The organism is Paenibacillus sp. KS-LC4, assembly GCF_036894955.1.
GTDB lineage: Bacteria > Bacillota > Bacilli > Paenibacillales > Paenibacillaceae > Pristimantibacillus.
Genome location: NZ_CP145905.1, coordinates 2,109,542 through 2,122,222, shown reverse-complemented (window position 1 = coordinate 2,122,222; position 12,681 = coordinate 2,109,542). Strand labels below are relative to the sequence as shown.

Annotated in this window: 8 protein-coding genes; all 8 read right to left on the bottom strand. The window is 44.8% G+C overall.

Going from position 1 to position 12,681, the window contains the following annotated elements; genetic code table 11:
- Positions 1-246: 246 nt before the first annotated feature.
- A complete protein-coding gene (locus tag V5J77_RS09060) occupies positions 247-429 on the bottom strand; it encodes a hypothetical protein (RefSeq protein ID WP_338555447.1) in 183 nt (60 codons plus the stop codon).
- Positions 430-473: 44 nt separating this feature from the next.
- On the bottom strand, positions 474-4,151 hold the full coding sequence (locus V5J77_RS09055; protein ID WP_338555446.1) for a LamG-like jellyroll fold domain-containing protein: 3,678 nt from the start codon (positions 4,149-4,151) through the stop codon (positions 474-476).
- Positions 4,152-4,332: 181 nt separating this feature from the next.
- On the bottom strand, positions 4,333-5,613 hold the full coding sequence (locus V5J77_RS09050; protein ID WP_338555445.1) for a sugar ABC transporter substrate-binding protein: 1,281 nt from the start codon (positions 5,611-5,613) through the stop codon (positions 4,333-4,335).
- Between the two features lie 113 nt (positions 5,614-5,726).
- The gene (locus tag V5J77_RS09045) at positions 5,727-6,557 is read right to left on the bottom strand and encodes a carbohydrate ABC transporter permease (protein WP_338555444.1); all 831 of its coding nucleotides are present in this window, start codon (positions 6,555-6,557) and stop codon (positions 5,727-5,729) included.
- Between the two features lie 19 nt (positions 6,558-6,576).
- Positions 6,577-7,488: a sugar ABC transporter permease gene (locus V5J77_RS09040; protein WP_338555443.1), complete on the bottom strand. Its 912-nt coding sequence runs from the start codon at positions 7,486-7,488 to the stop codon at positions 6,577-6,579.
- 106 nt (positions 7,489-7,594) lie between these two features.
- The gene (locus V5J77_RS09035; protein WP_338555442.1) at positions 7,595-8,908 is read right to left on the bottom strand and encodes a sugar ABC transporter substrate-binding protein; all 1,314 of its coding nucleotides are present in this window, start codon (positions 8,906-8,908) and stop codon (positions 7,595-7,597) included.
- 179 nt (positions 8,909-9,087) lie between these two features.
- On the bottom strand, positions 9,088-10,743 hold the full coding sequence (locus V5J77_RS09030) for a response regulator (protein WP_338555441.1): 1,656 nt from the start codon (positions 10,741-10,743) through the stop codon (positions 9,088-9,090).
- Positions 10,737-12,584, bottom strand: a complete 1,848-nt coding sequence (locus V5J77_RS09025; protein WP_338555440.1) for a sensor histidine kinase — start codon at positions 12,582-12,584, stop codon at positions 10,737-10,739. Before V5J77_RS09025 ends, V5J77_RS09030 begins: the two co-directional genes overlap by 7 nt.
- Between the last annotated feature and the right edge of the window lie 97 nt (positions 12,585-12,681).

Here is a 12,681-nt window from a genome sequence, read left to right as displayed (position 1 = left end):
AAATAAACTAGGCTGAAGGAATGACGGTATGCGTTTGTTGCTAGGAACGCAGATACCGAGAATACAATTGCGGAGGATAGCGGATCGTGGTTCCGCTATTGTGGTTTTTGCTCCCATTTCAGGCCTTAACCGGACAGCAGATTCGCTATTGCCCTCATAGTCCTCTGAAAATGACGATGGTCAGTAATAAAAAAATAGAGGACGCCTGATTGATCTCAGAAGTCCTCTCCTCCTTGCTAATGCAGGCTAAACATCGGCCAAAATAAATGCAATCGCAACGTCCGCCCCCTTACTCAACGTTAACGAGATATACTTGCCTCTCTCGCCTTGAAGCACCTCCGCCTCGCTGCCATTTATTGACGACTTCGTGCCATATACGACAATGCGATGAGCGTCACAGGATTGCAAGCCGATGCCAGTCCGTGTCACTGTCAGCCGTTATGACCGCCGCCGTTATCGTTATCGACAGGTATTCACGGATAAATATCGAATCGATCGAACGCTGGCGTATACTGATGCGGTACGGAGGTGTAGGGAGTAAAGCCCTGAGCGCCAATTCCCCCATATGGATTAGAACCACCGTCATACGTATTATTATTTGAGAATCGTATTGTATTACTGCCTGCTTTCAGTTCAACATCTATCGTTTGTGTGTTGAATTGCTGCCACGAAATCGTATTTTTAAAGTATACCGTTTGCGGCTCAGCACCATTTACGCTGATTTGTGCATATCTCTCAACAACATCATTGTTATAGGCATGTGTACCCGCGCTTTCACCATTCGCATATGTGACAACCAGCTTATATTTCCCAGCTGTCGGCACAACGATATCTTTAATTTCAAGATTTCGGACCACACCGTCGTAAGAGGTAATCCCGTTTACATACTTCCCGCCTGAAGCATATTTCGCAAAGGCATCATTCCGAATGAACGGCAATTCAGAGCCGGCCGGTGTTCCATTAATCACAGCATTTTCAGCTTCAATTGAGAAGACTGGCGTTTTGTCAACAAAAGCTGCATCGATATAATCCAGACTAAGCTCCGCATTTGATTGGATATCTATCAGATTTATACCCTTGCGTAAAAATATACGCAACGTTGCTTCTTTCCATTGATCATTAGTTTTTACAACAGAAATATTTACAACAGGTTTGCGGTCATGATCCACATGAATGACTCCATTATTGGATGAGGAATATCGAATCTTCAAATCATACATGCCGTCGTGAAGCACACTCGTGACGAAACGAGTATTTGCGTCGGAATCATGGCCATAACCAGTCAAATACCCTGCGCCTTCAAAACCTTCGAGACTGCTTTCTCTCGACAATCCCTTTGCAGTATCATACTCGGCAAATTCTGCCTGTACACGATAATTTGGGAGCTCCTCAGGCTGGCCGTTATAAGTCAATTCAATTGCATCAAGCGTGGATTCCCCTTGGCCTTCTTCTCCCGTATCCAAATTGTATTTACTAATACTAAGCGAATGCGTCCCTTGCTCCAAATCAACAAAACTTGTATTTCCTCCTAATAACTGCATGCTATAATCCGCACGAAGCACAATCTTGAAGGAGGGCTGATCATCAATCTTGACAAACCATTCCGAATTGATACGTTGATTTGCGTTCCCTGTATTTGCTTGATTACGCATGCTTGCAGCAGCGCCGCTTCCACCAATCATATCTAATCGGTAGTTTCCGTCTGCCGGAACTGTAATGTTGGTCCACTTTACCACACTGTTTAAATATTTGATGCCTTCAATGTACCGCCCGTTGGATGCCGAGCGGCCAGTACTTTTACGCGGATAATGGTCCGTAGTGATAACATTTGTCTGAACCTCAGCATCCTCTGCCTCGAAACGGTCGAACCAAATTTCGTGCGAATTATTATTTACTGCCGGTGTAATGACAGCAAAATAGGCTGAAGTATAATCATCCAATTTCACATCCAACGTTATCGTGCCATTTTCAACCGGGTAATTGCGATCAATAATTTGCGTCGGCTCTACAAGGAAGCCCGTTAAACCCGTATATCCTGCATGCCAAACCGTGACACGAGCTTGCTCTGCCCCTTCAAGGAATGATGGACTATTTGCATCGCCGGACACATGATTGAACTCGATTGTGCTATCCCCTTGTGTACCGCCAAATGCTATACTCACTTGTTCCTTATCATCTTGAATGGACGATAGACCATACAATCCAGGCCCAAACAGGTCTTGATCATTTCGAGCATGAATGACGCTGACCTTAGCCATGTCTCCACCCATCATATCTGCATACCATTTATATAACCACCATGCGCCATTCGGTTCATTTTGCCCAGCAAGTAAGGAACCATATGAATTGGCCGTGTTCCAGTAAGGCAGCATACTATTCATCTTCAATTCGTCATAACGCGCGATGTAATGAATAAGCGACCCGCCTACTGCAATTTCAGATGTTGCGGCATATTCATTAATATCGACTTTAATCGGGAACGGCACTTCACGATCTGGATACAGCTCTCTGTACCTTTGCTCGTGCCTTGATTCCACACCTCTGAAGGTAGCGACATTTGATGCCGCAGCATTATAAGCTTTGTCCCACAGCATATGCCAACTGATAATATCGGGCAAACAATCATTTTCAACACAATAGGGAATGAAAGCTTCAAATACTTTTGCTCCATACTGCGTTAAATTCACCCCTGAAATGACCGCGCCGGGGTCAATTTCCTTAATTTTCTGTGTGACCGCTAACCAGTCTCTATTAAACACAGCTCTTGAATTTACGCCTGTTGGATTGTCAGCTAATAACTGTGGATAGCGATTTCCATTCTGTTCAGGCTCATTAAATGGAATATAGATGAATTTCTGATCTGGATCCTCGCCTGGATTTTTGGAAGCCCAGTTATTCTTATATGCTTTGACTGCCGTAGCAATCGGGATGACAGCTTCGTTAATATACTCGTCGGCTGTTCTAGATGGATAGTACCAATGCTGATAATAGTCCTGCATAACGATGTTAACCGCTTCTCCCCCAGCGTCAAAGAAATAGTCTGCAACTCTCAGAGCATCTCCTGTCGGGTGCTGAATGCCATTGGGAGGCTTTTGCGAAATATGAGAGGGTTTAATAGAAATTAACGTATTGATATCCGGAACGTTTGGCTCACTGACCGCATATAGAGCACCAGCGGCACCATGGAACACTTCTCCTAATGAGCGATCTGCCAAATCAACCGATATTTTTGCAGGCTTTACCACATCGGCTCCATCATGCCTTGTCTTCTCATACAAGTCGTTTACTTGCTCTGCATTCAAAACATCCTTATACAGCCGAATATCATCAAACCTGCCATTCATATCTCCATCAGATGTATAAAGGGATCTGCCAAAGTCATTGAACTTCAAAGCATCCAGATAGGAACGAGTGAAGAAATGCTGCATAACCGTTAGCATTGTCGCATTGGACGTACTGTTTCCTGGAACCAAACTGCTTGCTCCACTCGCTTTGCCATCTACATACACTTCATAAGCACCATCATTTTTCATCGTAATAACAATATGCTGCCATTTGCCCCTCGCGGGATTTACATTCCAATCCATGTCCCCTCTGTAGTCGGCAATCGCATTGGGATTAGTACCGGTATAAATCCGATTATTAAATGTTCCTCCTCCAGCAACGATTATAAACTCCGAGTCTTGCCACCAACCCACCCCCCTTGATGTTAGCCCTTTTTTGGCAATAGTAGAGGATAATAGCCGGGTATAAGCATTCGATGATGGATCAACATTAGCCCAAAAAGAAATGGACAGCTCATCTTCAATATCGCGATATAGATGATCCGGCAGCTTTAACCAGCCGGTACCATTTGCCCCGCCTGACAGGGAAAGCACATTCCCTCGCTGCGCATCATTGACAATAGCCGCCGTTCCTTGAAGCTCAGCATAATCTTCAACCGATTCCGAATAAACACTGTTCACAACAGATCGTTCCTCCACCAGCCCCTGATCAAATGCCCAGTTGAATATAGGTGTTACCTCTGACGATACTTGCCGAATGGCCTCTTGAACAGGCTCCTCGCTCGTGGAAGCGCTTACGAATGACTGCGGCAACATCATCAACAATGCAAGCATAGCTACAATTAAATGCTTAAGATTGCGTCTCATAACAGCTCACCTCTTTTATTTAATTATTAGCCTGGATCTTGCCTATACCCTTCTACTACCTCCCTTATAACTAAGCTCTGCCTTGCTAATCAAATGTTAAAACAATGAATAGAGTTATGAAATCAAGTTTCTTTACTTTATTTATTCCTTTCTTTACAATCTTCCAGATTTCTAGTCTACGTTACTCCCTGACGCTGTCAATCGCCTGTTGAATTTCCTCTAGCGTCAATTCCAAGCTTTCACCTGCCAAATATTTATTAACGCCTTCTTGAATTTTCACCTGCAATGATTCTGTGGATACCGTATGCGGCCAATATAGTTTAGCGTCCTCACGAGTTACAAGTGCTGCGATATTGGCGACGACTGGATTGGTACTATCAGCAGAAATAACAGACGGCACCGCTAACGCGCCGTCCGCAAGCTTTTGTTGCGTCGCTTTGCTATTCATGAAGGAGACGAACTTCTTCGCTTCCTCTGGATGCTCTGTTTTCGCATTAATGACGCGGTATGTGCCTACATTAATGTTTGGAACGGTCTGTTTTTCTCCTGGCACCATCATAAACTCGACTTCTATATTCGGATTGCGTTCCATAATGCTTGGAATATCCCACGTTCCCGTAATCATCATTGCCGCCTTGCCTTGTCCTAGCAAATCCTTAGACTGCTCATGCTTCATGCTCATCCATCCGGTCGGAACGAATCCGCGGTCAATGATTTCTTTATGCTTTTGGATCGCATCGACAAATATGGGATCGCTGATTTGAATTTCTCCCTGTTCCAGCTTCCTAGTCCACTCTTCATCCGCTCCATTATTGGACATGATGGAACCCCAAAAAAATTGAGGGGTCGACCAATCCGAATCCATCGCAATCGGTATAATACCAGCTCGCTTTACCTTATCACACAGTTCAAGAAACTCGTCCCAAGTTTGCGGAACCGATAAGCCTAGCTCCTTAAACATTGTTTTATTGTACAATAGACCGTCGCTATGCATGACCTCTGGCACTCCGTACACTTTTCCATCAATTGTTACTGGTTTAAGCGAATTCGGCACGAAATCATTTGATATGGTCAAGCCAGACAAATCCAAATAAATATTATTATTTAGCTTGCGAAACTCTTCAAAAAGACTTGGCGACCAAGTATCAAATACATCCATCTGCACGCCGCCTAATAATCGAATTTTCACCCCGGCCATATAGCCTGCATTTTGAATAAAATCCGCTTCTATTTTAATGTTCGGATTTTGCGCTTCGAATTCTGCGATGGCATCATAATACACTTTGCTTGCCTGAGCCTTATCCAGCAAATAGCTCGAATAGATAAGCGTCACTTGCTCCACTTGTTTCTCGGAATTTCCGCCTTCCATTTTCGATTGCTCCATATCACTGCAAGATAATACAGATAAGACCATGACCAGTAAAACAGCCATAGCTAATATTGAGGACGCCTTCGCTATCATAACTGGATTTCCTCCCGACCTTGAATGGTTCTCGCTTTCATAATGATACGAGAAAGCAAGCCACCGCACAATCAGTACATTGGGAAACCTTTAAACCTCCTTCAGCCCATTGATTACAGTTTTCCGCCTGAAGTGGCGATCCCTTGAATAAACTGCTTTTGGAAAACCATATAAATGAACAGCATCGGGAAAATAGCAATGACAGACGCCGCCATCAATTCCGGGTAGTTAACCGAATATGCGCTTTGGATTTTAGCCAAAGCAGACGACAGTGTAGCGGCATCCGAGCTTGTATTTACAATCATCGGCCACATCAAATCCTTGAACGCAAACAATGCGGTAAAGATACCAAGCGCAATGAGGCCCGACTTGGCAAGCGGCAGCATGACCTTGATGAACGTTTGTCCGATGTTGCAGCCGTCTAGTCTCGCCGCCTCTTCCAGTTCCTTGGGCAATCCCATGAAAAACTGCCTAAGCAAAAACGTTCCGAATGCGCTGACCAACCCCGGAAACAGCAAAGCAAAAATCGTATTCCTCATGCCAAGCGCATCCACCATCAAATACTGCGGGATTATAAAAATTTGCGTCGGCACCATCATCTGAAAAAGAACAAGACCAAATAATACATTTCTGCCGGGGAAATGAAGACGCGCGAATGCATAGGCAGCCATCGCGCTGAACAGAATGGAGCAAAGGATTCGCAGCGCCATCATGGCAAACGTATTGAAGTAAAGATTGACGAAGTCGTTCTGGCGAATTACTTCGGCATAATTGCCCCATTTCCACTCGGAAGGCAGCAGTACGAACGGATTAAGAGAAGTCGATTCCGCAACCGTTTTGAACGAAGTAAGAAGCATCCATATAAAAGGGAGAATCATAAGGCATGCGCCCGCGATTAAGACGGTTTGGACTGCAAGGGCTGACATTCGGTTGTTAGTCTTCATGTTTCTGACGCTCCTATTCTTACAAGTAATTAACCCATTTTTTCTGAGCTTTCATTTGAACGTACGTAATTACCATAATGATGGCTAGCAGCAGCATGACGATTGCCGAGCCGTACCCTTTATTCGAATACTTAAACGAGTTGTTGTAAAACAAATAAACGAGCGATACCGTTTTTTCATACGCCGGATTTTGAATGTCAATCATCATGTATATAACGTCGAACACCTGCATGCCTTGTATAATGGCTGTAACGAGTACGAAAAACAACGTCGGCGTTACAAGCGGCAGCGTCACAACGAAAAACTGCCTCAGTTTGCTTGCTCCATCAATATCGGAAGCCTCGTAATAATCCTTCGGGATTTCCTGCAATCCGGCAAGCAAAAGCACCATATTATAGCCGAAGACGCTCCAAATGCCGATAATCGCTATAGAGATGAGCGCGATATTCGGATCAGATGTCCAATTGACTGGTGCCAGACCAGCTTTGGAAAGCACATAATTGAACAAACCAAATTGATTGTTGTAAAGCCATTTCCATACCATCGTTACGGCCGCCGGAGCGGCTATCATCGGAATAAAATAGATCGTTCGGTACAACGATTTGCCCTTTAGCTTTCCATTCAGCAATACAGCAGCCACCAAGCCGAAAATAACGCTTAAAGGCACTACCAATACGGTGTAGATCAGCGTATTCGCCGTTGCATGCCAAACTTGGGGGTCGTGAATCAGCTTTATATAATTATCGAAGCCGACAAAAATATGGCCTTTTCCGAAATCTCCGCTCGTAAAAAAGCTTAAATATATCGTTTGAATAATCGGTATAATATTCAAAATAATGAGACCTACCACGGTAGGCGCAATCAAAAACCATCCCCAATACCATTCATTCAGCGTTCGTTTGGAAAATTTGCGCGCAATCATTTTGCTCATCTCTATTCACTCCTACCCTCGCACAAAGGTGAATCGCGGCAGCCTTGACTGCCGCGATAGGTATGCTACTATTTTTTCTATCGGTTCAAGCATGCCCTGTCATTGCTTACTTTTCAGTTGCAAGGCTGTCATTCATAATTTCAGCTGCATTTTTAGCCGCCTCCTCAACGGATTGCTTTCCGGAAAATGCAGGCCCCAAGGCTTCATATGCTTTGTCCTCCCATACAGCCGTCGTATTCGAGTATGGACGGATGACTGCATATTTCACCATATCTACAAATGCTTTTACATTAAACGTTGTATTCGACGAAATCCACAGGTCTGCTGCGCCTTCATATGCGGAAATCGCGATGCCAAGCTCAGCTTGACGATCTTGTCCCTCTTTGGAGCTTAAATACTCAACGAACTTCCAAGCTTCTTCCGGATGTTTTGTATTAAATGCGATCGCGTTGCCCAAACCGTTAAAAATTGTAGCTTGCTTCTCTCCCTTCGGAAGCGGAGCCACGTCGAAATTTTTAGCCATATACTCGTTTGCTGTAAAGCCTGACAGATTCCATGAACCGAAGAAGCCCATTGCGGCAACGCCGTTTTGCAACGCTTCTGCGCGAGCGGCATCGTCGTAAATTTCCGGTGACAAGCCATCGCGAATGAACTTAACATAATACTCCAGTGCTTCAATCGTTTTCGGATCGTCATAGCCGGACTTTTTGTCTGCCGTAATGATCGTTCCTCCGTTTTGGTATACGAAGTTGTAGTAGCCCTCTTGGTTATGGAACGGAGTCAGAATGCCATATTTGCCATCCTTCGTTAGCGCTTTCGCTGCCTTGTACAAATCGTCCCAAGTCCAATTCTCGTTCGGATATTCAACCTTCGCCTCATCGAACATCGTTTTATTGTACCAAAGGCCGATGGTGTCAAAATCTTTCGGCACAGCGTATTGCTTGCCTTGGAAGTTATAGATTTGGTTTAGGCCTTCTGGAAATTTGCTCAAATCAGCTTTTGTACTGTTTTTTAAACGGTCAGTCAAATCGAGCAGCATGTTGTTCGATGCATAGCGATAAATTTCATTAGAATGCATCCAGAATACGTCCGGCAGTGACCCGCCTGTGGCGCCTGCCTCAAGCATGGTCCAATATTCCGACCATCCTGTTACTTCGATATTGATTTTAATGCCAGTGTTTGCTTTTTCAAATTCGTCTGCCAGCGTACGAATTCCCTTAGCTTGGTTGGCATCCCACATTGCATACGTCAACGTAACGGGTTCCGTGCTCGTTTCAGGCACTTTGGTCGCTTCCGCGGTTGCTTCAGGTGCTTTAGTTGCTTCCCCCGTGCTTGTCGGCGAATTATTGCTCTGTCCGCAAGCGGAAAGCACAGCCATAATGATCATCACGATGAGAAGAATCGGTAATCTTCTTTTCATTTCCATTAACCCCCAGATTAAGTTTGTAAATTGCCACCCTGCTTACTTTTTAAGTATATAGGCCCCCTTCGCCTCAATAAATCAACGTTCTTTACTGCACTCCGTCGTTTTTTTACCCCTTTTTAAAAACACAAAAAAAAGCGCACAGCGGACTATGCACTTTTTTTACTAAATTGATTCTATTTTTGACTTTCGCTTTTTGTCGACTGTGCCCGGTACTCTTCGGGGGTAACTCCGATAACTTTTTTGAATAGCTTGCTGAAATAAGCGGTATTCGGATAACCGACCAATCCCGCCACCTCGTACACCTTCATATTTTTCCCCCTTAAAAAATATAGCGCCCTATCCATTCTTACCCGAGTCAAAAAACTGACAAAGTTCGAACCGGTCTCTTGCTTGAATATCCGGCTCAGATAAGACGGATTCACATTAATCTGACTGGCCACCGATTGCAGCGACAACTCCTCTGCATAATGATTCATAATGATCTCGCTGGCCTGCTCCGCATAGCTTTGATTCCTATTGTCCGTTGACTGATTATGGGCCAAGCATTGCTGCAAATAATGAAGCACCAGCTCATGCAGGCCATTAAGCCGTTCCTCTTGAAATAATAACTCATAAGGCGTATAACCTCTTATTCCCGTTTCCGGTATGCTAGGAAAACAGGAGTTAATCAGCGTCAGCAGCCGGATATTCAGCTTGCGAATGGCATTCTCCGTCACGCCTTCCGCATCGACCTTCTTCCTAAGCTGCTCCAAATAAGCTTGCGCTCCAGCTTCATCCTCCTCAATCAATCGGCGAAAACGGCTTTCCTCCTCGCGACCTAGAACAAAGCTGTCGTTATTGCGTTGACGTATGCTTCCGCCTTCAAAGTAGCTGACATTCCCTGTGCTCTCGAAAAAAAGAAGACGAAGGGCCTTATCCGCCTCCTGATAGGCTTTTCTCAAGCCGTTAAAGCCAGCAGCGATACCGCTAATGCCGATTGACAGTGAAATGTTTAAATAGTCCTTCATCGCACCGGAAATGCTGGCAAAAAGCTTGTTCAACCGCTCTATCGGCAAAACTTCTTCATGGCTAAGCAAAGATTGATTCTCAGGCATGCCCTCCTTCTCCGGCATGTTCATAATCAGCAAATATTCGGAAGAGCTTTCCACGATCACTTCTTTGCGCCACTTACGAGGAATGAGCTCCTCCATCATATTGACGACCGCATAGCGCAGCAGCTTCTCATCCTGCTCGACATATTTTTGCCTAATGCTCTCGAATCGGTCAATTCTCAGCTTAATCAGCACCATGCTGCCCTGAACAAGAGATATGCCAAGCGCCTCGCTGCGGCTAACAATTTCCTCTTCGTTGCGAAAGCCGCTGAACAGCTCTTTAAACACCGATTCCTTCATATATCCAATGCCCTCTTTATAATGTTGCTTGAAAACAGCGCCGCCGCTGTTATGCAGCAGCCACTCGCTTTTTTTCTTAGCTACGCTCAGCACATCGAGCAGCTGCTGCTGCTTCATATCGCTCTTAATTAAATAATCGACTGCACCAAGTCGAACCGCTTCCTTCGCATATTGAAACTCGTCCAAGCAGCTGAGAATTACGAATTGACAGCTTGGCAAAAGCTGCGATACTTGCCTGATCAGCTCTAGGCCGTCCATCACCGGCATTTTGATATCGGTAATGATTAGGTCCGGTGAAAGCTGCGCTGCCAGCTCCAGCGCTTCCTTTCCATTTGCCGCCTCGCCTGCGATATAAAATCCATACTCTTCCCAGTTGATCATCGACTTCAAGCCGATGCGCATGAGCAGCTCGTCATCGACGATAATGACATTCAGCATATTCGCTCGCCTCCAGACTTTTTCGGAATCGTAATCGTAAATATAGTGCCGCTGCCAGACTTGCTCGTAAATTGCAGGCCGTATTTATAGCCAAATACCCGCTCAAGTCGACTGTGTACATTGCGAACGCCTATGTTTTCGGATACAGGCTCTTGCCCGATCATTTTTTGACGCAGCCTTTGAGCGGTCTCATCATCCATTCCTTCCCCGTTATCCTCAACCTTTATCGCGATGTCGTTTATTCCGGTTGCATGAACGGAAATGGTAATGAGTCCCTCTCCCGCCGTATCGGCAATACCATGGAAAATAGCATTCTCGACAAGAGGCTGAATGCTGAGTTTCAAAATTTGGCAATCCAGCAGCGTGTCATCCAAATCATATTGAACCGAGATTCGATTGAAATAACGCACCTTCTGAATCGTTATGTAATGGTGGATATTATCCAGTTCCTCCCGAATGGTCACAAGCCGGTGCTCCGTCTTCGCCGAATAGCGCAGCAAGGAAATGAGAGCTTCCGTCATCTCAACAATCTTCTCGGAGCGCTGCATGGATGCGATCCATTTAACGGAGTTCAGCGTGTTATACAGGAAGTGAGGATTAATTTGCGCTTGCAGCGCTCGAATTTCCGCATCTGTTTTTTCCTGCTGCTCCTGATAAATCCGCTCGACGAGCTGTTTCAGCTCAGTGGACATATGCTCGAAGCGAATGGCCAGCAATCCGATTTCGTCGTTCGACTTGACCGCAGGCAGGTTCTCGAATTTCCCTTGCTCGACCAGCGTCATATTGCTCATAAGCCGCTTAATCGGCCTCGTTATGAGATTAGAAAAGTAAAATGAACTGATGATGGCGAAAATAACAAGCACAATAACAATGATCATTAAATTACGTTTCAAAATATTGCCTTCGACGGCGAGCTCATCGACTGGCATATAAAGATAAGTTGCCCAATCATGCTTCTCGAAGGCGGAACGGATAACAATATAATTCTTACCCTCTACACGAACGATCTGCCTATCCGCCAGCTGTCGTAGCTTCTCCGCTTCGATAGGGAACACTTTATTAAATGGCTTGCCGAGCAGCTCATACTTGCTGTTAAAAATAACGTTGTCGTTTGCGTCCACGACCGTAAAGGCCGACCGGCTGCTTTCCTGCAGGCGCTTATTCAGCTTATTGATGAAATTAATGTCTATGCTGATAACTATAATACCCAGCAGCTTGCCATCATCCATATCAAAAATTTTACGGGCATTGTATATGGACCAATTGTACTCGCCTTTCGTCTGCCGATCTAGCAGCGTTGGAACGTCTAAAGTTATAATATCCGATTCCAGAAACTCCTTGAACCATTTCTCATTGCCAGGATAATACGTATAATCAATCGGCTTATTGGAACTGACATATAAATCTTTTCCGCCGTTCAAATTGTAAATATAAATCGAGAAGGCCTTATCTTTCATCGTGATATAGTTCATTAACAGCTGCGTTGCCTGATCTTCATTTGTTTTGGAAGGGTTGTGCAGATAGTTCTGCATCGGATAGTTTTCTTGCGAAATAGCCGACACATAGCTGTTGATTCCATAGCTTGAAATAAGCGAAATTTGCTGCGTATCCTTCAAAAACTCCTCGATGCGAATATTCGACTGGCGCGAGACATCCATGAGAAGATCCGTATACTTTCGTTCAAGCAGCTGCTGCGAGGATAAGTAGGAATTGATGAACATTGTAGATAGTGGAACGAGAATGAGAAGCAGGAAAAATACAATCATCTTCATCTTAATTGGAATCATTCGATACCGTTTCACTTGTCCACCGCCGCTCATAAAATCTCGTTGTACACTCAAATGCATTTTCATTATAGCAGTAGGCTTATGAATGGGCTATATGGTGATTTTCGGCACAAAATCGGCAATGCAGCGCTGAAGCTCCTCCATATCCGCC